At 58.5% G+C, this 25,175-nt stretch carries 26 protein-coding genes and 1 tRNA gene; 15 read left to right on the top strand and 12 right to left on the bottom strand.

The window, feature by feature from the left end:
- Positions 1–69: 69 nt before the first annotated feature.
- Complete coding sequence (locus ABMC88_RS06940) at positions 70–1,104, top strand: hypothetical protein (protein WP_349576109.1); 1,035 nt, start codon at positions 70–72, stop codon at positions 1,102–1,104.
- Here the strand turns inward: ABMC88_RS06940 and ABMC88_RS06935 are convergent.
- The 3 genes from ABMC88_RS06935 to ABMC88_RS06925 are packed head-to-tail and all read right to left on the bottom strand — an operon-like array spanning position 1,101 to position 4,956.
- On the bottom strand, positions 1,101–2,099 hold the full coding sequence (locus ABMC88_RS06935) for a hypothetical protein (protein ID WP_349576108.1): 999 nt from the start codon (positions 2,097–2,099) through the stop codon (positions 1,101–1,103). The genes ABMC88_RS06940 and ABMC88_RS06935 overlap by 4 nt on opposite strands.
- Positions 2,099–4,672, bottom strand: a complete 2,574-nt coding sequence (locus ABMC88_RS06930) for a rhamnan synthesis F family protein (protein WP_349576107.1) — start codon at positions 4,670–4,672, stop codon at positions 2,099–2,101. The genes ABMC88_RS06935 and ABMC88_RS06930 overlap by 1 nt, the downstream gene beginning before the upstream one ends.
- A 50-nt stretch (positions 4,673–4,722) precedes the next feature.
- Positions 4,723–4,956, bottom strand: a complete 234-nt coding sequence (locus tag ABMC88_RS06925) for a phosphopantetheine-binding protein (protein ID WP_349576106.1) — start codon at positions 4,954–4,956, stop codon at positions 4,723–4,725.
- Between the two features lie 109 nt (positions 4,957–5,065).
- Between ABMC88_RS06925 and ABMC88_RS06920 the strand changes: the two genes are divergently transcribed.
- Positions 5,066–5,857, top strand: a complete 792-nt coding sequence (locus ABMC88_RS06920; RefSeq protein WP_349576105.1) for an LnmK family bifunctional acyltransferase/decarboxylase — start codon at positions 5,066–5,068, stop codon at positions 5,855–5,857.
- 368 nt (positions 5,858–6,225) lie between these two features.
- Here ABMC88_RS06920 and ABMC88_RS06915 read toward each other — a convergent pair.
- Positions 6,226–6,309 (bottom strand) — tRNA-Leu (locus ABMC88_RS06915).
- 152 nt (positions 6,310–6,461) lie between these two features.
- Here ABMC88_RS06915 and ABMC88_RS06910 point away from each other — a divergent pair.
- The 6 genes from ABMC88_RS06910 (at position 6,462) to ABMC88_RS06885 (ending at position 11,272) form a co-directional block, all read left to right on the top strand.
- Entirely contained in the window at positions 6,462–6,983 is a 522-nt protein-coding gene (locus ABMC88_RS06910; RefSeq protein ID WP_349576104.1) for a Hint domain-containing protein, read from the top strand.
- A gap of 332 nt (positions 6,984–7,315) precedes the next feature.
- Positions 7,316–7,654, top strand: coding sequence for a P-II family nitrogen regulator (locus ABMC88_RS06905; protein ID WP_349576103.1), 339 nt, complete (start codon positions 7,316–7,318; stop codon positions 7,652–7,654).
- A gap of 38 nt (positions 7,655–7,692) precedes the next feature.
- The gene (gene glnA, locus ABMC88_RS06900; RefSeq protein ID WP_349576102.1) at positions 7,693–9,102 is read left to right on the top strand and encodes a type I glutamate--ammonia ligase; all 1,410 of its coding nucleotides are present in this window, start codon (positions 7,693–7,695) and stop codon (positions 9,100–9,102) included.
- 159 nt (positions 9,103–9,261) lie between these two features.
- Positions 9,262–9,657, top strand: a complete 396-nt coding sequence (locus ABMC88_RS06895; RefSeq protein WP_349576101.1) for a hypothetical protein — start codon at positions 9,262–9,264, stop codon at positions 9,655–9,657.
- Positions 9,658–9,820: 163 nt separating this feature from the next.
- Positions 9,821–10,624: a lytic murein transglycosylase gene (locus ABMC88_RS06890; RefSeq protein ID WP_349576100.1), complete on the top strand. Its 804-nt coding sequence runs from the start codon at positions 9,821–9,823 to the stop codon at positions 10,622–10,624.
- Positions 10,625–10,846: 222 nt separating this feature from the next.
- Positions 10,847–11,272 carry a glyoxalase superfamily protein gene (locus ABMC88_RS06885; protein ID WP_349576099.1) on the top strand — a complete coding sequence of 142 codons (426 nt, stop codon included), beginning with the start codon at positions 10,847–10,849 and terminating at the stop codon, positions 11,270–11,272.
- A gap of 39 nt (positions 11,273–11,311) precedes the next feature.
- Here the strand turns inward: ABMC88_RS06885 and ABMC88_RS06880 are convergent, their stop codons facing one another.
- From ABMC88_RS06880 to ABMC88_RS06865, 4 genes are all read right to left on the bottom strand, one after another.
- A complete protein-coding gene (locus ABMC88_RS06880; protein WP_349576098.1) occupies positions 11,312–12,043 on the bottom strand; it encodes a heme-dependent oxidative N-demethylase family protein in 732 nt (243 codons plus the stop codon).
- A 225-nt stretch (positions 12,044–12,268) separates the two neighbouring features.
- Positions 12,269–12,649: a VOC family protein gene (locus ABMC88_RS06875; protein ID WP_349576097.1), complete on the bottom strand. Its 381-nt coding sequence runs from the start codon at positions 12,647–12,649 to the stop codon at positions 12,269–12,271.
- 88 nt (positions 12,650–12,737) lie between these two features.
- Complete coding sequence (locus ABMC88_RS06870; RefSeq protein ID WP_349576096.1) at positions 12,738–13,478, bottom strand: helix-turn-helix domain-containing protein; 741 nt, start codon at positions 13,476–13,478, stop codon at positions 12,738–12,740.
- Between the two features lie 5 nt (positions 13,479–13,483).
- Positions 13,484–14,638, bottom strand: a complete 1,155-nt coding sequence (locus ABMC88_RS06865) for a trans-sulfuration enzyme family protein (protein ID WP_349576095.1) — start codon at positions 14,636–14,638, stop codon at positions 13,484–13,486.
- A gap of 303 nt (positions 14,639–14,941) precedes the next feature.
- Between ABMC88_RS06865 and purB the strand changes: the two genes are divergently transcribed.
- The 3 genes from purB to ABMC88_RS06850 all read left to right on the top strand — a co-directional run bounded on the left by purB (position 14,942) and on the right by ABMC88_RS06850 (position 17,169).
- Positions 14,942–16,246: an adenylosuccinate lyase gene (gene purB / locus ABMC88_RS06860; protein ID WP_349576094.1), complete on the top strand. Its 1,305-nt coding sequence runs from the start codon at positions 14,942–14,944 to the stop codon at positions 16,244–16,246.
- Positions 16,247–16,372: 126 nt separating this feature from the next.
- Positions 16,373–16,528, top strand: coding sequence for a hypothetical protein (locus ABMC88_RS06855; protein WP_349576093.1), 156 nt, complete (start codon positions 16,373–16,375; stop codon positions 16,526–16,528).
- A 122-nt stretch (positions 16,529–16,650) separates the two neighbouring features.
- Positions 16,651–17,169 carry a tetratricopeptide repeat protein gene (locus tag ABMC88_RS06850; protein ID WP_349576092.1) on the top strand — a complete coding sequence of 173 codons (519 nt, stop codon included), beginning with the start codon at positions 16,651–16,653 and terminating at the stop codon, positions 17,167–17,169.
- A 27-nt stretch (positions 17,170–17,196) separates the two neighbouring features.
- Here ABMC88_RS06850 and ABMC88_RS06845 read toward each other — a convergent pair whose 3' ends face one another.
- Positions 17,197–17,340, bottom strand: coding sequence for a hypothetical protein (locus tag ABMC88_RS06845; RefSeq protein WP_349576090.1), 144 nt, complete (start codon positions 17,338–17,340; stop codon positions 17,197–17,199).
- Here ABMC88_RS06845 and ABMC88_RS06840 point away from each other — a divergent pair.
- Positions 17,339–18,409: a flagellar motor switch protein FliG gene (locus ABMC88_RS06840; RefSeq protein ID WP_349576089.1), complete on the top strand. Its 1,071-nt coding sequence runs from the start codon at positions 17,339–17,341 to the stop codon at positions 18,407–18,409. The genes ABMC88_RS06845 and ABMC88_RS06840 overlap by 2 nt on opposite strands.
- A gap of 64 nt (positions 18,410–18,473) precedes the next feature.
- Positions 18,474–19,388, top strand: coding sequence for a lysophospholipid acyltransferase family protein (locus ABMC88_RS06835; RefSeq protein WP_349576088.1), 915 nt, complete (start codon positions 18,474–18,476; stop codon positions 19,386–19,388).
- Here the strand turns inward: ABMC88_RS06835 and ABMC88_RS06830 are convergent.
- Entirely contained in the window at positions 19,385–20,083 is a 699-nt protein-coding gene (locus tag ABMC88_RS06830; protein ID WP_349576087.1) for a DUF1223 domain-containing protein, read from the bottom strand. The genes ABMC88_RS06835 and ABMC88_RS06830 overlap by 4 nt on opposite strands.
- A gap of 226 nt (positions 20,084–20,309) precedes the next feature.
- Here ABMC88_RS06830 and acnA point away from each other — a divergent pair, with 226 nt between their 5' ends.
- Complete coding sequence (gene acnA, locus ABMC88_RS06825; RefSeq protein ID WP_349576086.1) at positions 20,310–23,096, top strand: aconitate hydratase AcnA; 2,787 nt, start codon at positions 20,310–20,312, stop codon at positions 23,094–23,096.
- A gap of 291 nt (positions 23,097–23,387) precedes the next feature.
- Positions 23,388–24,107 carry a transcriptional regulator FnrL gene (gene fnrL / locus ABMC88_RS06820; RefSeq protein ID WP_349576085.1) on the top strand — a complete coding sequence of 240 codons (720 nt, stop codon included), beginning with the start codon at positions 23,388–23,390 and terminating at the stop codon, positions 24,105–24,107.
- A gap of 6 nt (positions 24,108–24,113) precedes the next feature.
- Here fnrL and ABMC88_RS06815 read toward each other — a convergent pair whose 3' ends face one another.
- A complete protein-coding gene (locus ABMC88_RS06815) occupies positions 24,114–24,953 on the bottom strand; it encodes a universal stress protein (RefSeq protein WP_349576084.1) in 840 nt (279 codons plus the stop codon).
- A gap of 5 nt (positions 24,954–24,958) precedes the next feature.
- Entirely contained in the window at positions 24,959–25,117 is a 159-nt protein-coding gene (locus ABMC88_RS06810) for a hypothetical protein (protein ID WP_349576083.1), read from the bottom strand.
- Positions 25,118–25,175: the final 58 nt, after the last annotated feature.

Here is a 25,175-nt window from a genome sequence, read left to right as displayed (position 1 = left end):
CCTTGCGATAAAACCACTTCGATCTAATCATTTGCGCCATCGGCCCCATCACATAAGGAACGACCAACCATGAGAACAGTCCTGCACGCAGGTATGACCAAAGCAGGGTCCAGTTCCATTCAGGCGACACTGCGCAACTTAACCATGAAAGACTGGGTCTATCCCGACATGTCGCCTACAGGAAACCTGACCGGCGTGTTTGCTACCCTGTTCTGGATCGCACCCGAGACACATCACGCGGCAAAAGCACAAGGGTTCGATGCAGATGTGATCGCGCGCCGAAAAAGCAACTGGCAAAACAAGCTGGACACGCTGATTGAAGAAACAGACAAAGATCTGATTTTTTCAGCAGAGGTGATTTCCAATACCGATGTAGAAGGCCTGACAGCCGCGCGCGACTATTTTGCGGCGCGATCCGAACGGGTTGAGGTCATGGCCTATGTGCGCCCGCCCGTCGCCTATATGCAAAGCGCATTTCAACAACTCTTGAAGGGCAGCAAACTCGACACTCTGAATCTGAATGTCGTTTGGCCGAAATACCAGTTAAGGCTAAGCCGTTTGGACGAGGTGTTTGGCCGCGAGAATGTGACCCTCAAGCTGTTTGATCCTGCCGCGTTTGTCGGCGGTGATGTGGTGCAGGATTTCTGCGCCGATTTGGGCATCGACATTGATCCCGCCCAATGCCTGCGTGTGAACGAAAGCCTGTCGCTAGAGGCGACGGCGCTGTTGTTTGCCCAACGCAACAAGGGCGAAGGCTTGGAAATGGGCATGCCAAACACCTTGCAACGCAACAACCGCTTTATTCAGGCGCTTTCGTCTATCGGGTCGGCCAAGCTCAAATTCTCGGCCGCAGCTGTGGCCCCCGTGATCGAGAGGAACCGCGCCGATATCGACTGGATAGAGGCGCGATTGGGGTGTTCGGTGCTGGATGCTGCTGCACCCAAAGGGCCGTTCATCGAAACCGATCAGGACCTGTTGGACGTGGCGGCCAAAAGTGCGGGTTTGCTGCAAGAACGACTGACCCAGATGCTGGAGGCAAGGACAGATGACCCCTTTGCCCAAGTGCTGCGCAACATCGAAGTGCTGCGCCAGCTCAGCGCTTAACCGCCCTCGTTCTGGCTGCGTTCATGGGCCAGTTTTTCCAACCGTTTGAGCCTTATGGACTGCTCCAGCGTGATCTCGATCAGATAGTCGATCAGACGAGTCTGGAGGGCTGCCTGATCGGGTTGCCGTGGCGCTGTGGGCGGGCCTGACAAAAAGTCGAAACCCAGATTTTTCTTGATGAATTCAAACAGTTCGCGCTGTTCTTCCACGATGCCATCGATGTTGTCATGTTTGAAACACAGGTCCATCAACGTCTCGAATGTGGGGACAGGACGGGCGTGCACATTATGGACCTGACGGTCGAATGTCTCGGGCATGCCGCCTGTGGCAAGGCGCGCATTGAAGGCGGCACGCAGGTAGGTTTCCGCAGGCTCGCTCCGCTCAAGGTGGCGCACGTCGGGCAGGTCCAGTGTGAGGCCGCACCCTTTGGCAAAATCGGCAACCACATCGGTGCCTTTGTCATGCAGGCGCACATCCAGAATATCGCTGAAATGCCCCTGCCAAATGCGGATCGCCTCGTACTGTTTTATCAATTCGGGGGCGAAATCGCTGAACGACCGCATCGGGCCTTCATAGGTTTTGTGCCGCAAGCTCCATTGATGAAACGCGGAAGGCAGCCATTGATGCGGGTCACGCATGTAAGCCAGCACCGACACATCCAATTCACCGCGCAGCGCGTTAAGGAAGGGCAGTATTTTATCGACGCGGTCGAAAAGCCCCTCGTTGGACATGATAAAGGTGCGCGTACCGTTGGCATCGGCGGTTTTTGCCAGCGCCTGTTTGAACAGGCGGGCATATTCGACCTGCTGTTCGGCGGTGCTGTTGCAAAAGGCCATCAGCCCGTCATGCCCGTCAAACTTTGTATCAATCGCGGAAAACCACATACCCAGATACAGCGCATCCTGCGCCGCAAGCGTCTGCGCATTGCCCTGCAACGCACGCTGGATCGAGCTGGTGCCCGTCTTTCCCATACCGACATGAAGAATGAGCCGCATTACAACCTCTTTTGATCTGGTTTGGCGATAAACACCGCCTTGCTATGGGTCAACGCCGCCGCCGTGGGCCATAGCCGCTCAATCAGGTGAAAGATAGTCCCGTCATTTGGCAACGGCTCGTTCGGCCATGCAAAGTTGGGATTGAATAAATCGATCATCTGTTGCGCGACACTGCTTTTGCACCAGAACATGTTTCCCACGGGGAATAGCACAGGTTGTGCTGGAAGGCGGTCACTTATTTCCGGCGAAAGTGCAGAAAAATGGCGCCGCGCATCCCCCCAGCCCAGAATATGCGGATCAAACGCTGTGACCAGCCCGTTGCCCGCCCATGCTGCGGTGAACATTGCAGGCGACAGGCGCGTCTCGTCCCCCAAAAGGATGGTCATCAGGAAGTCTTTCCAGACATCGGCGGCATCCGTCACGCCGATGGATTTTTTCAGATGCACATGGCACCACAGCTCGTCCGTGCTGCTGTCGGCGTAGCCTTCCGAGAAAAGCTTGAGAAACGGCAGGATGTCGCGCCCCTGATTGGGCAAGACAACGGGGGTAAGGGCGATGCCTGTCTTTTCGCCAATGGCAGTAATCTGGCGGGCCTTGGCAAGAGTGTCTGTAGTGACAAGAACCTTGCTGGCCACTTTGAACGCGCAAAAGCGGCGCAGATCAGCCTCCAGATCATCGGGGTAGAAGGCATGCACATGGATCGAGAATTCGGGCGGTGTGGCGGCCTCGGCTTTGGTGGGCCACTGGAATGTTTCGATCTCGCAGGCGTTATGGACAAAGTTGACCGATTGCGCCAGCGCATCGCGTGCCTCTGACATATCGCCCCAGACACGGCGGCGGCCATAGGCTTGCAGCTTTGCACGCTCGACCCTGCGGGCATCGCGGTCGTCGTCTGCGCCGGTAAAGAGAACCGGCACGTCGATGCTGCCTTCGGTCGCATCACCCTTGAGGGTGGCGGTCTTGTTGTCGCTCAACCCGTCGACAATCTGGCTGAAGACATCTGTGATCTTGGCCGCAGCCGTGCGGCCATGCCCTCTGCGCCCCGGAGCTTTGCGCGGCAGATCGGGCAAGGCTTTGGCCGCTTCGGCGACGTTGCAATACTCAACCGCGTGCATCATCTTGTGATCCGCATAGCGCGGGTCATCAAAGCCCGAGGCATTGCGGAACAACAAAACCTCGCAGCCTGCGCGGACCGCGTCAAAGACCACATTCGGCAGCGGGTCCAGCCTTGATGGCAAGAACAACACATCGGCAGCGGCACAGATGTCCGGATAATACTCCCCCGCAGGAATGAAATGCAGGTTAGACGCAGCCGTGCCCGCATTGATCTCGCGCAGGTGGAGATCCAGCCAGACGCCAAAGTTAACGTCTTCGGGGTTCAGACCGTCACCGATCCAAATAAACACGGTGTCATCGCCATTTGCCCGTGCAATCTGTGAGGCTTGCACAAACATATCCGTGCCTTTGCGCAGCTGCACCTGCCCCGCTCCGTACACCAGCCTGCGATTACCCAGATCAATCCCCAGCACATCACCGATACGTCTGCGGGCTTTTGCATATTCGGCTTGCCCCACCTGTCCGGGGACCAGCTCGGCTTGTGGCACGATGAAGCTGTCGCGCTCTACATCAAAGGACAGATCGTCAAACAGCCCCCCCCACGACCAGCGCACAGAATCCGACGAAAACACCAATACATCCGAAAACAGCGCCACATGGATCGGTTTGTACGTCGGGAAGGTGTAGTGGGTGAACTCATGCAGATACGACGCAAAGGGGATGTCGCGCCGCACCAGAAATTTCAAAAAAGGATGGCTCTCGACCGAGTTGAGGATACCGCGGTCAATCTTGTCGATGGCGTCCAACCCCAGAAACGGCGCATCGCGGTCAAGGTTCTGGGACACGACAACCGCATGACAATGCTTGAGGAATTGCCCCATCAGCGGGCCTCGGCGCAGGGTGCCTACAATCACGTTGTGGGTTTCTTGCGCCTCTTTCACGATGTCTAACCCGACCAGCGGCGCACCTGTTCGCGAGCATTCGTGCACGCCAACGAAACAGGTTGGCTTGGACGGATCAAACACTCGGGCACCGTTCAGGCGATCCTTGCGCAGATGTTGCAGGCTGCGCCGCCCCTCATGCAGGCCGTGGCGCAAAAAGTGCATCAGCGGGTCCATGCCAGCCGCCGCAACATCCGTATTTTGCGCCAGATAATAGGCCGCCGAAAAGTCCGAGATCGTCAGATCAAAGGGATGGCCCAGATTGATCAACTCATAAGCCAGTGCGGTAAATTCAGGCTCACCACGCTCAAGCCCTTCGCGCAGCGCGGGCAGCGTGACCAGATCCGCGATCAGCGCATCAAGGTTCGGCAAACTCGCAAGGACGCTCTCATATCCGGTGCCTGCGCGGCCCTCTTCACGGCCGTGGTTATCGTAATGCACCTGCGGGTCCACACCTGCCGCAGACAGGTCGGGATTGTTCTCAATATAGAAGACCGGATCAAACCTGAAATCAGGCCGCGTGTCTTCAAGATCGCTGCCTGCAACAACCGAAAGCCATATCTCGTCCGGGGTCATTGTGCGTCACTCACAACTGCGCGCTCACCGCTTTTGCTACTCCCAAACCGTTATGCCGCGCCAGTGACACGCAGCTGGTCGTACAACTGCCCCGCCGTCTTTATCGAGGCATCCAGTTCGTCGATATCGATATCCAGATCGCAGGTTTCTTCTAGATCAAGGATGAATTCCGCAAACCGGATTGAGCTAAGATTAAGCCCGTCACCGAATAGAACCGAGTCCCGCGCGACGTCGACTTTGGTATAACGCGAAAGGATTTCGCAAAAAACAGACCATTCCGGCATAAGGCGTCCTAAAAATCGTGTTATCAATGGGTTAGTTGTTAAAAAAATGTAATGGAAACACCTGCGATACAAGCATAAAGTGAAATAAAGGCCTGAAGAAAGTGCGCCGATGGCAATATTGACTACAACTTGGCAACATCTGGCGGGCCTGCCCGAACTGGACATCCACACCATCTCCGAAGACTGGGCGCTGACCGCAAGCCTTAAGGCGCATTGGTCACTGATTGCGCAGGATATGGGGCTGCCGCCGTCACGCTGGCTCGATACAGGCGGCGACCGGATGTATTCCGCTGTGATGTATTTGCGGACGTGGTTTGATCTGGACGCCCCCGTCGGTGAAGATGACACCATCCAAAGCCACACCAGTCTGGTCGCAAAAAAGAGCCCCCATTCCCTGGCGGTCACAAAATACACCGTGAACGGTGAACTGCGTGGTGAGGCGGAGTTTCTAACAAGCCTGATCAAGCGCCAAACCCGTGGCAGCAACAAGAAGTTCGCAAAAGTGCGCGGCATCTGGACCACGCCCGATTATAATACAGAAGCGATAGACACACTGCTGGACCAGCATCACGCCAAGAAGTTGACCGCTGCTACAGGCTCCCCCGACCTTGTGCATCAGGTGAACCGCATCCGTGATTTTAATGCTGCGGATTTTTTGTACTTCAAGAATTTTGTAGTCATCGCCAAAGCCGCTGAATGGGCCCAGAACCGCGCTGCACCGCCGCGCCTGAACGCCACACGCAATGCGTGGTTTTTCGGGAACGTCGAGGACGGCGATGACATCCACGCCCATGTGGCGCGCGACGGCGACGCGTTTGCGACGACCCTGACAGACGCAGATGGCCGCCTGCTGTTTTGCAGTGACGGCACTGCACCCACTGTCGACATAAAGGTGCGTTAATACACACTGCCCCCAAAACTCAGGAAATCAGACAATGACCGCCCCCCCCCCAATCCCGATCTACACAAACTGCGCAAACTGGTCGCCCTCGAAATCTGGCGGATGGAGCCCGCAGGCGAAGCGACAGCGGAAGAACGCCGCGCTGAGTTTATTGAAAACCGCAAAGAATACGGCGCAAAAGCGCAGCGTTTCATAAAACGGTTAGAGAAAAGCGGCGTTAATCTGACACTGACCGATCCCGAAATCTGAAGCACGCACAGTGAACTGACGCCGCGGTCACGCAGTGATGCACAGGTCGCGACACACAGAGCCAAGCGCGTCTCATTTCGGCCACCGCGAAACAATCATTCAAAAACAGAAGTTTATAGTGGTGCGGGTGAAGGGACTCGAACCCCCACGCCATAGGCGCCAGAACCTAAATCTGGTGCGTCTACCAATTCCGCCACACCCGCACACGTTGAATTCGAACACTGCCGACATCAACACCGCGTCACTAACAAACCACAATCAAAGATACGAGACTAAAAAAACACGCGACATGAACATTTTCTTGTCATATTGTTGCGACAACCTGAGGCAGGTTAGACAACAAGAGAGACACGCCATGAAACCGAAAACGGTCGGGCTTGTAGGTGGAGAGCTTCCACAGACGGGCCGTTACGCGCCTTATGCACCTCGTGATACGGGGCTGCTGCAAGGCACCACAGTACTGACACTCGATGGCGAAATGCCAGCGGAATACCTAAGTGTCGGTGACAAAATCATTACACGCGACAGCGGCATCGCCCGCGTCGAGCATATCCAGCGCACGACGCGCATGGTGCGCACCATCGCATTGGCGGCAGGATCGCTGGGTCACACCCGCCCCGAACGCGATGTGCTGCTGGCAGGGGATCAGATGTGTCTGATCCGCGACTGGCGCGCACAGGCGATGTTCAGCGCGGACCGCGCATTGGTCGCCGCACGCACGCTGGTGGATGGCGAATTCATTCGCGATCTGGGTATGCAGGAACAGACATTGATCCAGATTTTCTGCGACGGGCCGCATGTGCTCTATGCAGACGGGCTGGAGATCAGCACCGCAGACGGCGCCCGCGCCCGCGGCGAAGTCCTGCACGCAGCCTAACGCCTGCACAAAAATAGCGCGGCCATGGCAGTTCCTTCGGAAAATTGCATGGCGCGCAGCACATAGCCGTAGCTTTTGGCCCCTCCCGCGTGTTGTCTAACCGGGTGGGCGAAAGCTGCGGCTTTTTTGCGTTAGCTCCCTGCGCTGCGGATAACGATTCCCTTGGTGGATGCCGTGCATGTTTTCATTTCGCACAATAATTGATCGCAGCGCCTACTTTTGCATCACGCGCATCGCTTTTCGCCCGCGATCCTGCCCGCGCCCTACGGTTGGCGATGGATTCTCGGGCAGCTGGATGTGATCACTTGCACGGAAAGACGAAGGGGAAGACCATGAAAAAGATCGAAGCGATCATCAAGCCATTCAAACTCGACGAGGTGAAGGAAGCCCTTCAGGACGTCGGCGTGCAGGGGCTTTCCGTTATCGAAGTCAAAGGCTTTGGCCGTCAGAAGGGCCACACCGAGCTGTATCGCGGCGCGGAATACGTTGTCGACTTTCTGCCCAAGGTGAAAGTCGAAATCGTGCTGGACGATGATCAGGTTGATGCCGCCATCGCCGCCATCGTAGATGCCGCCAAAACCGAAAAAATCGGCGATGGCAAAATCTTTGTCTCGCCCATCGAACAAACCATTCGCATCCGCACCGGCGAGACCGGTTCAGACGCGCTTTAATCCACGACATCTACACTATACTGGAAAAGGATACCGCCATGAGCGCCAATGCAGACCTGATCAAACGGATCAAAGACGAGGACATCGAATACGTCGACATCCGTTTTACAGACACACGCGGCAAGCTGCAGCACGTCACAATCGTCAACGATCTCGTTGACGAGGACTTCCTCGAGGAAGGCTTTATGTTTGACGGCTCGTCCATCGCGGGCTGGAAATCCATCGAAGCCTCCGACATGAAGCTGATGCCTGACGTATCCACCGCTTATGTTGACCCCTTCTATGCGGAAAAAACGATCTGCATCCACTGCTCCATCGTCGAGCCCGACACAGGCGAAGCTTATGAGCGTGACCCGCGCGGCACGGCGCAAAAAGCCGAAGCATACCTGAAGTCCTCGGGCATCGGTGATGTTGCCTACATGGGTCCCGAGGCCGAATTCTTCCTTTTCGACAACGTGAAGTATTCCAACAGCATCAACAAAGTGTCCTACGAAGTAGACGCGTCCGATGCCTCATGGAACACTGACACGGATTACGAGATGGGCAACATGGGCCACCGCCCCGGCCTCAAAGGCGGCTATTTCCCCGTCAACCCGACAGACGAATCCCAAGACCTGCGCGCAGAGATGCTGAGCACGATGAAGCGTCTGGGCATGAAGGTCGACAAGCACCACCACGAAGTGGCGTCCTGCCAGCACGAGTTGGGCCTGATCTTTGGCTCGCTCACCGAGCAAGCGGATGAGCTGCAGAAATACAAATACGTGATCCACAATGTCGCCCACGCCTACGGCAAATCCGCGACATTCATGCCAAAGCCGATCTATGGCGACAACGGCTCGGGTATGCACGTGAACATGTCCATCTGGAAAGACGGCAAGCCCCTGTTCGCAGGCGACAAATACGCTGATCTGAGCCAAGAGGCGCTGTATTTCATCGGCGGCATCCTGTCCCACGCAAAAGCTCTGAACGCGTTCACCAACCCGTCCACAAACAGCTACAAGCGTTTGATCCCGGGCTTTGAAGCACCCGTTCTGCGCGCCTATTCCGCACGCAACCGTTCGGGCTGTGTTCGTATCCCATGGACAGAATCCCCCAAAGCCAAGCGCGTCGAGGCCCGCTTCCCCGATCCGGCAGCCAACCCATACCTGTGCTTTGCAGCGCTCCTGATGGCCGGCCTTGACGGCATCAAGAACAAGATCGATCCCGGCGAAGCCATGGACAAGAACCTCTATGACCTGCCCGCAGAAGAGCTGGCCGACATCCCGACCGTCTGCGGCTCCCTTCGCGAAGCTCTGGACGAGCTGGGCAAAGACATGGACTTCTTGCTGGCTGGTGACGTGTTCACCAAAGACCAGATCGAAGGCTACGTTGCGCTGAAGATGGAAGAAGTGCACACCTATGAGCACACGCCCCACCCTGTGGAATTCGGCATGTACTACAGCTGCTAATCCTTCCCGCAGCAAGATAATCAGGGCGTCCTTCGGGGCGCCCTTTTTCAATTCTGACGTGTAGATTTCCGTTTAAAGTCTCAATCTCGCCCGATTGGTTGTGCATGCTTCCATAATTGAACCGACGCGAGACGCCGGATTTCAGTTCAGGAGGGCGTGATGAAAACCGATTTTGAAGAACGCATTGCGCGTCTTGCAGCCAAAGAGCAGACCCCAGCCGCGCCGCAACCCCCGCCTCCCCCGCCACAGCGTTCGCGTTCGGGGCGCAGGCGATTTGTGGTGCCGGGTATTATCGCGATTGCGATCGTTGGTGCTTTGCTCCCCGTTGGTGTTGCTTTTGCAGCCCTGGTTTATATGACGGCCAATGATCCGACCACGTCGACCCGAACACCTGCTGCACCTAAAGATACCGTTTCAGCGGCAAAGGCTACAGGCTCCAAAATCCTGAACAACGCGAAGGTCAGCTATATCCTCATGCGGTATGAAAGCGGCAAGCTCACCAAAGAAGAGGCTATGGAGAAGCTGAAGAAAGCAGGCGTCACGCGCTTTGATTAAGTGCGGGAAGAAAAGGCCGCACGCCAGTTAATGCATGAGCCGCCAAAGAACGGCACTTTTCCGCGCACGCTGGCGCGGATCGCTGCGTGCCGGCGACAAGACTATGCAAGCGCGACAGGGTTGGGTAATGTGCGCCCAATCAGCATATCAGAGGACCTTGTTCATGCGCGCACTCAAGACACTTTCAATTTCGCTTGCTCTATCGGCGGCTCTGGCCGCGCCCGCAGTCGCGGCGCAATGCGGCAATAACGCAAGCGGGTTTGGCGCGTGGAAAGCGGCCTTTGCAGCCGAGGCGCAAAAGGCGGGCGTCAAGCAGCGCGGCCTGCAAGCGCTGGCCGATGCGCAATACGCCTCTGGCACGATCAAAGCGGACCGCAACCAGAAGTCGTTCAAATACACATTGGACAAATTCCTGAAAATTCGCGGCGCAGACACCATTGTCAGCCAAGGCCGCAAGCGCAAGGCGCGCAACGCGGGTTTCTACCAGTCGCTTGAGGCGCAATACGGCGTGCCGTCTGGCGTTCTGCTGGCGATCCACGGGATGGAGACGGGCTTTGGCGGGTTCATGGGAAACAGCCGCGTTGTGTCGGCCATCACCACGCTGGCCTATGATTGCCGCCGCTCGGCGTTTTTTGTGCCGCACGCCATTGGTGCGCTGATGCTGGTGGACCAAGGCACCATCGACAGCAACACCAAAGGCGCCAAACACGGTGAATTGGGGCATACGCAATTCCTGCCCGGCAATGCCATGCGCTATGGTGTGGACGGCGACGGCAACGGCCGCGTTGATCTGTATAACCAGACAGACGCGATGGCCTCGACCGCGAATTTCCTGCGCCGCAAGGGTTGGAAGCCCGGCCAAGGTTATCAGGAAGGTCAGCCGAACTTTAAGGTCATCAAACAGTGGAACGCGGCGACCGTGTACCAGCAGGCGATTGCCATCATGGGTGCCAAGATCGACCGCTAACGCGTCCAAGATACAACCGAATTACCACAGACCCCGTAGGCCCACGCCTGCGGGGTCTTGTTTTATGCGCCCTGCCCGCCTATTTCGGCGTCATAGGGTCAGGCCCCTGCCGTCCGCAAATGGTGAAGCCCTGAAGCAATTAGACGTCCTCAACCACACCTCGCGTGGACTGATGGCAACGCGGACACCCCTCGGCAATTTACGCAAAAGGAGTGATGGACAATGACACAAATACCTTCCCGTGACGTGCTGAAAGCACAAGCAAAGCGCCTGCGTGCCGATATGCGCGACAAAGGCACCGAGATGACCCACGCCAGCGCGCTGGAGACCGTCGCGCACCAATGGGGCATGCGCGACTGGAACACGCTGGCCGCAAAGGCGGATGTGAGCGCGGTGCAATGGCACCCCGGGCAGCGGGCTTCGGGCCGCTATCTGGGACATGCGTTTGACGGGGTGATCAAGGCGGCAAGGCTGTCGTCTTCGGGCGTCTGGTCGCTGACCGTGCGCTTTGACGAACCTGTGGATGTGGTGGAATCGCAGCATTTCACCTCGCTTCGGCGTCAGGTGAACGCGACGATCAACGCGCAGGGTGAAAGCCCGCAGAAAACCTCGGACGGGCAACCGCATATGGTGATTGGCCCTGCATAAATGCTACGGGTCCAGTGGTGAAGGCCGCCGGATGCCCTCTCAGGTTGTGACGACATAGGTGTGGATCGAGAAAACCACCACATCGCTGAGCGGCATACGGATCAGGCATTGCCGTTCTGACCGGATGTAGGGCGCGGCCATTTTGTCCGGCTCGATCCGCCGTGTGGCCCCATGTGCCGAGCGCGGCTGATGCAGTTCGGCATCGTCATACCACAGCTTGTTGAAGCGCCACAGCGGTGTGCCAACGCGGATGGCGTTGAACAGCCGTTGCACGCGTTTGGCGATTGTGCTGTCGTATTCCGCGACAGGTTCATGGATACCGATCAGCGGCTTGCCCGCCTTTTCTGCCAACCGCCAACTGGCGGGAAAGCAGAGGACCGCGCCGACCAACACATGCTCCTCGCCGTGTTTGCGCATCAGGCAGATGTCTTCTTGGACCAGCTGGCCCAGCGTCAGCATCGGCTCCTCGCGCCGGATGGCGACCTGCCGCGCGTCGGGGCAGATGACGTGGGTGGGCGTCACCTCAAAGCCCAAGGCGGGCAGCACGCCCAGCGCCTCCTCCAGCACCTCGACCGCCGCCGCCTGGGCTGTCGGGTCCAGCCACAAGACATTCTTGCGGTGATGCTCCAACAGCGCCAACCGCCGCTGCATTTGCGCCGCGTAAGCATCATCCACGCGCAGCCAGTCGTGCGCCGCCGCTGGCGCCATACCGGGCAGCCCTGCCTCACCGCGCATCTCTGGCGGGAGGGTGTTTTGCAGAATCGCAGTCATCCTCCGATGCTATCGCCCTGCCCCACCGGATGCAAAAGCGACACGCGCTATGTCGCAGCTGCTGTGTGCTGATGTCGGTATAGGAATGCGGGACTAAAAACGCGCCTGTCCCAAGCGCATTTGCCCCGCTGGTGGCAAAGCGCTGATTGGGCGTCTTTTGCCCCTGCATGGATGGGAGAGCCATAGCAAAAAAGGCATCCCGACCTGCGGGATGCCCTTGCGGCGTTATTTCAGTGAGTTGAGGCCGATCATGTTGCCTTCGGTGTCTTGCAAAAGGGCCACAAATCCGAACTCGCCGATGGAGAATTTGGGCCGGATCACCTGACCGCCTGCGGCCTCGACGCGGGCTTGCTCTTGCGCGCAGTCCTGCACCGAGAAGTAGACGATTGTACCGCCGACACCCGGTCCTGCGTGGGGCGCCTTGGTCAGCGCACCGCCTGCGCCATAGGCGCTCATCTCGGCGGGAAAGCTCATCATCTGGCTTTCGCCTGTGGGGTCACCCATGGCTTCCAGCTTGGTATCCAGCACGGTTTCGTAGAACTTGGTGGCGCGGGCCAGATCGTCTACGTAAATGTCGAACCATCCTACTGCGTTCATCTGTGTCATGTCGCTGTCTCCTTGTGGTGTCTAACTTGATGAGACTGTTTTACGCGGTCACACACCAGCGGTATTGTAGAAATCGGACACGCCTGAATTAAACGTCGAATTTTTTCGTGTAGCGCGCAGGGGTGTAGCCCGTCGCATTGCGGAAGGAGTGGATGAAGTGGGACTGGTCGGCATAAGACCACGTATCCGCCCCGTTCAGCGATTGCTGCAAACGCAGGACTTTCAAAAAGTCGTGCGGCGCAAACCCCGTGGTACGTTTCAGCGTGCGCTGTAGCTGGCGCGTAGACAGATCGCAAAGCGCGGCAATATCTGCGACAGTCTGGATCTCGTCGAGGTGTTCAAAAATCTTGGCCGTGACGGGATTGGGCGCAAGGTAGCCTTGGGCCATCAGCGTCTCAACCAGCGTCGAGAGCGTGTCCAGCCCACCTTCAAAACCTGTCTCTGCCAATTGCTGGTTCACTGCAATAAACGGCAGATCACCGCCGTAGGGCGTGTCGAGCTGGCCATAAGCAATCGGCTCGCCCTGTTCCTGCCAGACACCGGGCAGGAAGCGGATGTTGATAAAGTGGAAATCGCGCCCCAGATTGAACTCCTCTGATCTGGCGCGGAGTTTCGAGACGCCTGTCACGTCGCGGTTATACTGGTCGAACACCACATAGGTGCAGGCATCGGGTAGCGCGTGAAAGCGGTAGTCGGCCTGCAAGGGCGTGCTTGTATGCAGCTCCAGATAGCGGTGCACGATACCGCGCAGATGGGCGGGCGGCTCGACCTCGTGAAAGGCGACTGTGTCCACCGCTTTCTCTTTGGCGTTGCCCTTGGGGTCGTACATTGCCGTTACTGCCCCAAGGCTTGGGCCAGATCGTCGATCAAATCGCCCGCGTCCTCGATCCCGACGGACAGGCGCAGCAGCCCTTCGGGGATGCCTGTATGCGGCTCGATTGTGTGGCGATGCTCGACCAGACTTTCGACCCCGCCCAATGATGTGGCACGGTGAAAGAGATTGAGCTTGCCCGTAGCAGCAAGCGCGGCCTGCGCCCCGCCTTTGACCACAAACGACAACAGCGGGCCAAAGCCCCCCTGCATCTGGGTGCAAGCCAGCGCGTGACCAGTGTGGTCAGGCAGGCCGGGGTAGAGGACTTCGGTGACCTGCGGGTGATCGCTCAGGTATTCGGCCAGCTTTTGCGCGTTGCTGGACATTCGCTCGGCGCGCAAGGGCAGCGTGCGCATGCCGCGCAGCAGCAGCCACGCCTCGAACGGACCCAGCACCGCGCCGGCGGTGTCGCGGTCGATGCGGATCGCCTGCCACATGGCGCTTTCCGCATCGGCGCAAGACAGCGCACCGGCCAGCACATCGGAATGGCCATTCAATCCCTTGGTGGCCGAGTGCATCGCAATATCAGCTCCGAACGCCAGCGCCCGCGACAAGGCGGGTGTTGCTGTGGTCATGTCGGCCACCAGCACCCCGCCCACCGCATGCACAGCCTGCGCACAGGCGGCAATATCAACGATGCGCAGCCACGGGTTCGAGGGCGTCTCGATCCACGCAAGTGCAGGTTTATGGGTGGCGCAGGCGGTGGCAAAGGCATCTGTGTCGGCGGCTTCGACCTCGACCAGCGTGATATCACGGCGGGTGCAGAAATCACGGATCCATGCGGTCGTGCCCCAGTAGATCTGGCTTTGCACAAGGGCGGTCGCCCCTGCGGGCAAGGTGCGGAACACCGCCGCGACCGCCGCCATACCAGAGGGAAAGACCATCGCATCGGCGGCCCCTTCCAGCTGTGCCAGAACCTGTTCGACCATCCGGCCATTGGGCGCATGGGAGCGCAGATAGACGTTGCCCTCGACCACGGGCGCGTAGTCTTCGTCGCGCACGAAGGTCGTCGCGGGATGCAATGAGGGCACAACGCCGCCTGTTTGCGGGTCGATCTGGCCTGCGGCCTGCGCTGCGATGGTGGCCGGTTGTAGCTTTGGGGTGGGTTTCGATGTCATCACGCGGCTTTCTGTCAGATTTGTTTGTCTTTCGGTGTATGCGGCGGCTGCGGGCAGTGCAAACGTTCCGTGACGGCCCTGTCCGGGGGTGCCCTTCCTTTAAGCGTTCGTGTCATCGGCGGGCCGCTCATCGCTTCCCGCGGGCGCTCTTCGCTTTGGTTAAACGTCGTGCGGATTGGCGGGCGTGCGCAGATTATCCCCCGCATATCCCCGCCCGCACCTTGTTTCCATGACGCGCACGGTCTATTGCGCCCCTGTCTGCTCGCATAGCTGTCCCTGACAGTCTCACATAAAGGTGTTTCAATGATCCCCCGCTATTCCCGCCCCGACATGGTATCCATCTGGTCGCCTGCGACCAAATTCCGCATCTGGTACGAGATCGAGGCGCACGCCTGTGACGCGATGGCCGATATCGGCGTGATCCCGCGTGAAAACGCCGATGCGGTTTGGAAAGCCAAGGACGTGGAATTCGACGTGGCCCGCATCGACGAGATTGAAGCCGTGACAAAGCATGACGTCATCGCCTTCCTGACCCATCTGGCCGAGCATGTCGGCAGCGACGAGGCGCGTTTTGTGCATCAGGGGATGACATCCTCGGACGTGCTGGACACCTGTTTCAACGTGCAACTGACCCGCGCCGCCGACATTCTGATCGCGGACATGGATCTGCTGCTGGCCGCGCTCAAGCGCCGCGCCATCGAGCATAAGGACACCGTGCGCGTGGGCCGCAGCCACGGCATCCACGCTGAACCCACCACCATGGGCCTGACATTCGCGCGGTTCTACGCCGAGATGGACCGCAACCTGACCCGCCTGCGCACCGCGCGCGAGGAGATTGCAACGGGCGCCGTGTCGGGTGCAGTCGGGACATTTGCCAACATCGACCCCCGTATCGAAGAGCATGTGTGCGAAAAACTCGGCCTCAAGCCAGAGCCGATCAGCACCCAAGTTATCCCCCGCGACCGCCACGCCGCGTTCTTTGCCACGCTGGGTGTAATCGCATCCTCGATCGAGAACGTCGCCACCGAAGTGCGCCACATGCAGCGGACCGAAGTTCTGGAAGGCGCGGAATTCTTTAGCGCGGGTCAAAAAGGCTCCTCCGCGATGCCGCACAAGAAGAACCCCGTGCTGACCGAGAACCTGACCGGTCTGGCCCGCACCATCCGCATGGCCGTGATCCCCGCGATGGAGAACGTGACCCTGTGGCACGAGCGTGACATTTCGCACTCTTCCGTGGAGCGTGCGATTGGCCCCGACACCACCATCACGCTGGACTTTGCCCTGCACCGTCTGACGGGCGTGATCGACAAGATGCTGATCTATCCCGACAACATGCTGGCCAACATGAACAAATTCAGCGGTCTGGTCATGTCCCAGCGCGTTCTGCTTGCCCTGACCCAAGCGGGCGTGAGCCGCGAAGACAGCTATAAGCTGGTGCAGCGCAACGCGATGAAGGTCTGGGACCACGGCAGTGATTTCAAAACTGAGCTGCTGGCGGATGAGGAAGTATTGGCTGCACTCAGCGTTGAAGAGATCGAAGAGAAATTCGACATGGGCTACCACACCAAACATGTCGACACGATTTTCAAACGCGTTTTCGGCGACTGAATATTGCGCATCAGCCCCGGCTGATCGCCCCAATACAAAGCGACAAACAAGCACACGGCGGGATTTCTTTGGAAATTCCGCCGTTTTGCGTTACCTTGGGTCAATGTCACAAAAGGAGTAATGGACATGAAAATGAAGATTGCACTTTCTGCCGCGGCCCTGCTGCTGCTTCCCTCGCTTGGGATGGCTATGGGCTGCAACCAAAGCAAGCAGGCGATGTCCTGCGCTGACGGGTCGGTTTACGATTCCGAAAGCCACAGCTGCGTGGCCACGACCACCTGAACCGCACTGGTTCACCGACCTATCCAACAGTAATGTGATGGGGCGCAGGACGATTTAGCATTTACTGCGTGCCATTGCGCCCTAGCTTCAAGGGCATCAGACATTCAACCGGAGACTTCACCATGCGTATTCTTCTTGCAGCCTCGATCGCTCTTGCCCTTCCCGCCGCGGCCTTTGCCAACGGCGAAGAGTCCTCCACCCCGACCAAGCCGAAATGCGAAAGCGGCTTTGTCTATGACGCGAGCACAAAGAAATGCAAAAGCAAAAACGGCCATACGCTGACCGTTGACGAGCTGTATCAAGAGGTCCGCTCGATGTCTTATGTGGGGCGCTATACGGATGCGCAGGACCTGTTGGCGCAGATGCCCGCAGATGACGACCGCACACTGACCTATCTGGGCTTTACCAATCGCAAGATGGGCAACACAGACGTGGCGATGGAATATTACGCCCAAGCGCTGGCCAAGAACCCCGCCAATATTCTGGCGCGGGCCTACATGGGCCAAGGCTTTGTCGCGGATGGTAAAATCTCGGCCGCGCTGGAGCAGTTGCGCGAAATCCGCGCCCATGACGGCGCTGGCACATGGGCCGAAGCCTCGCTGCGCACGGCGATTGCAACGGGCAAAACCGTCGACTGGTAAGGCCCGACGACACCTGCACGGATAAAATCACACGCGGCGCGTTCTTTTTCCAAAGAATGCGCCGTTTTCTTTTGCGAAACACACAGAAACAGCGGCGTATTTCAGTCCTTTTTTACCTTTCTGCATCACACCTGTCGGCACAGCGTCCCTGCCAAAAAGAACGGTGCCCATGAACGATCTGCTCCCCCTGCCCGGTATGTCATCTGATCTGGGCATGCCCAAAATCATCCCGCAACCCGCGCTTAGCCAGCGTGCAAAAGCCGCGATTGTTGTGCGGTTGTTGATTAACGAAGGCGCAGAGATTGCGTTAGAGGATCTGCCCGCCGACTTGCAGGCGCATCTGACACAACAGATGGGTGCCATGCGGGTGGTGGACCGTGTCACCCTTGCTGCGGTGGTTGAGGAATTCACAGAAGCACTCGATTCAATCGGCCTGTCCTTTCCGGGCGGCATCGCCGGCGCGCTAGAGGCGTTGGACGGCAAGATCAGCCGCGAAACCGCCGCGAGGCTGCGCAAGGAAGCGGGCGTGCGGGCTGCGGGCGATCCGTGGAAACGCTTGCGTGCCCTCACCGTTGAAGAACTGCTGCCGATGATCGAAAGCGAAAGCACCGAAGTCGCCGCCGTGCTTTTGTCAAAGCTGGATGTGCCGATTGCGGCGGCGTTGCTGGGCAAACTGCCCGGCCCCCGCGCGCGTGAGATTACATATGCCGTCTCGCTCACCAGTGATGTGACGCCCGACGCGGTGGACCGGATCGGCCTGTCGCTGGCTGCACAGCTCGATAACAAGCGCATCCCCGCCTTCGACGCAAACGCGGTGGAGCGGTTGGGCGCGATCCTCAATTCATCCTCGACGCCCACGCGCAATGATGTGCTGACGGGACTGGACGAAACGGACGAAGATTTGGCCACAGCCGTGCGCAAAGCCATTTTTACCTTCGGCAATATCCCCGACCGTGTTCCCGTGCGCGACGTTCCCCGCATCCTGCGCGAGGTCGAACAAGCCACGCTTGTCGTGGCAATGGCAGGGGCCGAAGCCGCCGGTTTTGGCGACAGCCGCGATTTCATCCTCGACAATATGTCTGCGCGTATGGCCGACCAGATGCGCGAGGACATCGAGAATTCGGGCAAGATCAAAGCCGACGATGCCGATACCGCGATGCAAGCTGTCATCAGTGCCATCCGCGAGATGGAGGAGCGTGGCGATCTGACCCTTGTCAGTCCGGATGACGACGAAGACTAGGACACCTTGTTGCACGGGGCAGCAAGGTTTATGTGAAAGGTCCACGCAACTTGCTCAGGTATTCATGTCCGCCCCTCAGTCCGCCCCCCAAAAGCCCAAGCCGCCGTTCTGGCGCAATGCAGGGCATTACGCCAGCAATCTGGTGATTGTCGGGCTGATCCGTGCGGCCTTGATGCTGCCCTATGCGACCCGCGTGCGGTTCATGGGCGCGGTGGTGGAACGGGCGATTGGTCCGTTGGCGGGCTACCGCAAGGCCGCGCTGAAAAACCTTGCGCTGATTTGGCCGCAAATGCCCCAGTCCGAGCGAGACGCGATCGCATCGCGCTGCCTCAACAACGTGGGCCGCACCTTTATCGAAAATTACTCGTCCCGCGATTTTCCAAAACGGCTGGCGGATAATCCGCTGACAGGCGACGGAGCTGCCGCATTGGAGGCGGCGGTGGCCGAAGGGCGTCCCGTGGTGCTGGTGACCGGTCACTACGGGAATTATGAGGCGACGCGGGCTGCACTTGTGGCACGGGGGCTGAATATCGGCGGGCTCTACCGTGATATGAAGAACCCCTATTTCAACGCCCATTACGTCAAAACGATGGAGGCCTTTGGCGGTCCTGTTTTCCCACAAGGGCGGCGTGGCACGGCGGGCTTTGTGCGCCACCTCAAGGACGGCGGGCAATTGGTGCTGTTGTTTGACCAACACGTCTTTGGCGCGCCGGAATTCGACTTTCTGGGTCAGCCCGCCAACACAGCCCCCTCGGCGGCCGAGCTGGCACTGCGCTATGACGCGCTGCTGATCCCGTTTTACGGCATTCGCCAACCTGACGGTCTGAGCTTTGAGACAGTGTTGGAAGCGCCCGTGGAGCACACGGACGCGATGACCATGACCCAGGCGATCACCGACAGTCTGGCCAAACGGGTGCGCGATGACCCGACGCAATGGTTCTGGGTGCATCGCCGTTGGCGGCCCAAGGCCGCCAGTTAGTCCAGCCGCGCCGCCGCCACGATGGGGCCGGCATCTGCTTCTTGCACCAAAACAACCACGGACGCGTCACCCGTCACGCTTACCGTCATGTCCAGCGGGCTTTTTCCATCCCAGCTGCCCAGATTTTGCAGATCATGGGCAATGTTGGTGTATTCATAGGTGCTGCCGCGGTTCTCACCGCGCGTAATCTTGCTTTGCTGTTCGGGAATGACCCGCAGCAGATGCACGTCCATCGGCACCGCCGCATCACCAAGCGCGCTGCCTTTGACCGTCAGCGTATCGCCGTTGCGCGTTGCCTCCAGCGTCATACGTGGCGCTCTTGCTTTATGCTCTGCAATCGCCTTGGACAGGTCCATCGGTTTGGCCCCGACGATATCGGTCTGCCCGTTCACAATCATCTCGGGCGTATAGACCGAACGGCGACCTGCATAAGACGCATAAGCCCGCTGCCGTTTGGCATGGGCGGGATCGCCAAATTCATCTGTCCAGCCGATATAGTCCCAATAATCCACATGCAGCGCCAGCGCAATCACATCGGACCTGCCGCTCAGCTCGCTCAGGATGGCATCGGCGGGCGGGCAGCTTGAGCAGCCTTGCGATGTATAAAGCTCGACCACGACGGGCCGTTGTTCGGCGGCGAGCGGGGAGGTCAGCCCAAAAAGAAGGGCCGCGAAATGGGCGATGCCTGGTTTCATGTGATTCCTGTCACGTCGATGTCTGCCCCCTGACTACCGTGGTTCAGCTGTAATAACCAATCAAGGTTTCGAGAGAGCCGCGTGTGGGCTGTGTGTTTGCGCAAAAACGCGAAAATACTGCATACAATGGTATACAAAGCCTTTCTTTGATGTTGAAAACCACGACGAATTGCGCCATTACGAGGCCAAATCCACACCATAGCCACTGCACATACTGGAGCCATGCATGACAATCATCGTCGGTCAGGATACTGCCAAAGCCCGCAAAACGATCACAGCGGGCGATCAATCCATTGCCTATTACTCCATCCCCGCCGCGCAGGCCGCAGGTTTGGGTGATTTCTCAAAGCTGCCCGCCGCGCTCAAAGTGGTGTTGGAAAACATGCTACGCTTTGAAGATGGTAAAACGGTTACCGTCGACGACATCAAAGCATTCGCCGAATGGGGTGCCAATGGCGGCAACAACCCGCGCGAAATCGCGTACCGCCCTGCCCGCGTTCTGTTGCAGGATTTCACAGGCGTTCCCGCCGTGGTCGACCTTGCCGCGATGCGCGATGCGCTGGTGAACCTTGGCGGCGACGCCGAGCAGATTAACCCGCTCAACCCTGTCGATCTGGTCATCGACCACTCGGTCATGATTGACGAATTCGGCAACCCGCGTGCGTTCCAGATGAACGTCGACCGCGAGTACGAGCGCAACATGGAGCGGTATACATTCCTAAAATGGGGCCAGAAGGCGTTTAACAACTTCCGCGTGGTTCCCCCCGGCACGGGCATCTGCCACCAGGTGAACCTGGAATATCTGGCGCAGACCGTCTGGACCGATACGGACCAGAACGGCGAACAGGTTGCATACCCTGACACGCTGGTCGGCACCGACAGCCACACCACCATGGTCAACGGCATGGCCGTTCTGGGCTGGGGCGTTGGCGGGATCGAGGCCGAGGCCGCGATGCTGGGTCAGCCTATCTCGATGCTGATCCCCGAAGTTATCGGGTTCGAGCTGACAGGCGCGATGATGGAAGGCACCACAGGGACCGATCTGGTGCTGAAAGTGGTTGAAATGCTGCGCGAAAAAGGCGTTGTAAGCAAGTTCGTCGAATTCTACGGCGCGGGCCTTGATACGCTGCCGCTGGCCGACCGTGCCACCATCGCCAACATGGCGCCCGAATACGGCGCGACCTGTGGCTTCTTCCCGATCGACAATGAAACCCTGCGCTACCTGCGCACCACGGGCCGTGACGAAGACCGCATTGCATTGGTCGAAGCCTATGCACGCGAAAACGGCATGTGGCGCGATGCGGACTATGCGCCAATCTATACCGACACGCTCAGCCTTGATATGAGCACCATCGTGCCTGCGATTTCCGGCCCCAAACGGCCACAGGATTATATCGCGCTGACTTCTGCACACACGGCCTTTGCAGAATACGTCAAAGGCGTGCGCGAGGGTAAAGACGCCTCAGCCAATGCCGAGGTGCGTTGGGAAGGTGAAGGCGGCCAGCCCGAGCCACAGGATATCCCCGGTGATGAAGGCAACCACAAGCGCGGTTACGTGAAAACCGAGGACGGCCACTATCAACTGCATGACGGTTCTATTGTGATCGCGTCGATCACCTCCTGTACCAACACTTCGAACCCTTATGTAATGATTGGTGCCGGTCTGGTGGCGCGCAAGGCGCGGGCTCTCGGCTTGACCCGTAAGCCATGGGTCAAGACATCGCTGGCTCCTGGCTCGCAGGTGGTGTCGGCCTATCTTGAGGCGGCAGAGCTGCAGGAAGATCTGGATGCCATCGGCTTTAACCTGGTTGGCTATGGCTGTACGACATGTATCGGCAACTCCGGTCCGCTGGAGCCTGCGATCAGCAAGGCAATTAACGACTACGATCTGATCGGCACCTCGATCCTGTCGGGCAACCGCAACTTTGAAGGGCGCATTTCGCCCGACGTGCGCGCCAACTATCTGGCATCGCCTCCTCTTGTGGTGGCCTATGCACTTGTCGGCGACATGAACCACGATCTGGCCAATAGCCCACTGGGTCAGGACAAGGACGGCAATGACGTCTATCTGCGCGACATCTGGCCCACGACGCAGGAAGTGGCAGAGCTGGTCGAACAGACCGTGACGCGCGAAGCTTTCCAAACGAAATATGCGGATGTCTTTAAGGGTGATGAAAAGTGGCAGGGCGTGGAAACCACGGATGCCAAGACCTATGACTGGCCGCCTGCTTCTACCTACGTTCAGAACCCGCCCTACTTCCAGAACATGTCGCCGGAGCCGGGCGTGATCACCAACATCGACGGCGCTAAAGTGCTGGCGATCCTGGGAGATATGATCACCACCGACCACATCTCGCCCGCGGGTTCGTTCAAAGAAACCACGCCGGCGGGTCAATATCTGGTAGAGCGTCAGGTCCCCGTGCGTGAGTTCAACTCCTACGGCTCGCGTCGCGGCAACCACGAAGTCATGATGCGCGGCACCTTCGCCAACATCCGCATCAAGAACGAGATGCTGGACGGCGTCGAGGGTGGCTACACCAAAGGGCCTGATGGCGCGCAGACCTCGATCTTTGACGCGGCAATGGCGCATCAGGAAGCTGGCACACCGCTGGTTATCTTTGGGGGTGAGCAGTATGGCGCGGGTTCGTCGCGTGACTGGGCGGCCAAAGGCACGGCCCTGTTGGGCGTCAAAGCCGTCATCGCGGAATCGTTCGAGCGTATCCACCGTTCCAACCTGGTTGGCATGGGTGTTGTCCCGTTCGAATTCACCAATGGCGACAGCCGCAAATCGCTGGGTCTGACAGGTGAAGAAACGGTGAGCATTTCCGGTCTGGATACAATCCAGCCCCTGCAAGAAGTGCCTTGCACGATCACCATGGCAGACGGTTCTGTGAAGAACATCATGCTGAAATGCCGTATCGATACCGCGATCGAAATCGAATACATCGAACACGGCGGCGTTCTGCATTACGTGCTGCGTGATCTAGCAAACAAAGGCATCGCAGCCGAGTAAGCCTTTGCGATAGTGAAATAAAAGCCCCCGTTGGTGCAAACCAGCGGGGGCTTTTTTTATGTATTGGTCCTTGGGTAAATCTGTATCGGCCTTGGTCAATAGCACAATAACATGCGTGCCCCCCTGCAACGCGTATCCGCATCATGCGACCGGGTCGGAGCGCGCAAGCAGGCCTGTGTATTCCCTGCGCTGGGCCGCGACCTTGCTTGCTCTTGCGGGCCAGTATCCATAAACCTGTTGTACAGGCGTGATTTAGCGCTGGAAGCGCCGAATATATACGGGACTTTTCGAATGGACCTCTCTGCCAGCCCAAGCCGCGATTGTAGCGGATGCCCGATACGGCACCGCGCCGTTTGCTCGTCTTGTGACGCGCATGAAATCACGCGACTGGAGGCGATAAAATACTACCGCTCCTTTGAAGCGGGCCAGCCGATCATGTTCAGCGGCGACCATATGGCGTTTGTCGCCTCGGTTGTCAGCGGCACAGCCACAATCGAGCTTTTGATGGAAGACGGGCGCAAGCAGACGGCGGGTCTGCTGTTGCCATCCGATTTCATCGGCAGGCCAGGACGCGACACAGCCGTGTATGATGTGACAGCAGTAACTGATGTCACGCTGTGCTGCTTTCGCCGCGATGCCTTTGAGGAGCTGGTGGGCGACACGCCTCATATTGCCCAGCGGATGCTTGAAATGTCGCTGGATGAACTGGATGCGGCGCGGGACTGGATGTTGCTGCTGGGGCGCAAAACCGCACGCGAGAAGATCGCGACTTTTCTGCTGATGATCCAAAAGCGCACCCAAAGCACCGTAGAGGGAGCGCAGGATGACGGCAAAGAAATCGCGCTGCCTCTCACCCGTGAGGCGATGGCCGATTATCTGGGGCTAACCATTGAGACGGTCAGCCGCCAATTCTCCGCAATGAAAAAGGCAGGGCTGATCGTGCTGAATGGCCGCCGCGGAGTGGTGATTCCCGATGCGGCCGCGCTGCGCGGTGAAACGGGAACCACCTAAGGCACGTCAATGCGCCATGAGGACCGGCACGGTCGTTGTACGCAGCATATCGCGGGTTGCGCCGCCGAGTATCGCCTCGCGCAGGGGCGAATGGCCGTAGGCCCCCATGACAATCAAATCCATCTGCCGGTCCGTGGCCGTTTGTAGCAGCTGCGCGGAAACAGTCGGCAGGCTGCGCGCCATGATCGCAATATCCGCCGATGCCCCTGAGCGCGCCAGATAGGTGGCCACCCGCCCACCCGGGTCCGAGCGGTCAGGGCCATGCGGGGCAGGATCAATAATGACGATCTCGGCCATATCTGCCTGCACAATCAGCGGCCGCGCTGCGCGGACAGATGCCAACGCCTGCTGCCCGTCATCCCACGCGACCATGATACGTTCAAACGAACAATCGGTTTTGGCGGCGTCCGGCACGATCATGACGGGGGCGCCCGCGCTAAACAGGGAGGTCTCGAATATCTGGCGGTCCAGATCGCTGTGCTTGGCCGCATAGGGGGCGCGCAAGAACATCAGATCGAAGAACCGCATCGTGTTGGAGAAGACACCCGCCAGACCACCCGGCATCACGGTCATGGACCGTATGTCCCATTTGATGTCCTCAACCTCCAAACGGGCCAAGGCGCTGGCCTCGACCTCTTGCGCCAGTTGTTGCGCGTGTTCAAAGTTCTGCTGGACGGCATAGGCCTGCGCCCCTGCGTAATAATACCCCGCTTCGGTCTGGTCGATGCCAAGGCACAGCACATGCAGATGTGCGTCGTGTTTGCGGGCGAATGAAATGGCGGCCTCAAGGGCGGCGGGCGACTGCTCTGGACGGTGCAAGACCGTTGCGATGGCGCTGTATGTCATGTTTCTCATCCTTTCAAATACTGGGTTACACCCGCACGGTGCAGCCAATATCCTGCGGCGTCTTTGACATAGGACAATTTCGCGCAGGCGCTGCGTTTGATCCAGATCAAGACCGCACGCCCGCGCAGACGCAGCCAGCCAACGGCGCGTTTATTGCGCTGCATTTGACCCAGATCAAAGAATCCCCCCTCACCTGCTCCTAAGACTTGTCGATGAACAGGA

Origin of the sequence: Sulfitobacter aquimarinus (assembly GCF_040149565.1) — a bacterium.
Taxonomy (GTDB): domain Bacteria; phylum Pseudomonadota; class Alphaproteobacteria; order Rhodobacterales; family Rhodobacteraceae; genus Sulfitobacter; species Sulfitobacter aquimarinus.
Note: the sequence above shows the minus strand (reverse complement) of the source record. Positions and strands in the feature narration are given on the sequence as shown.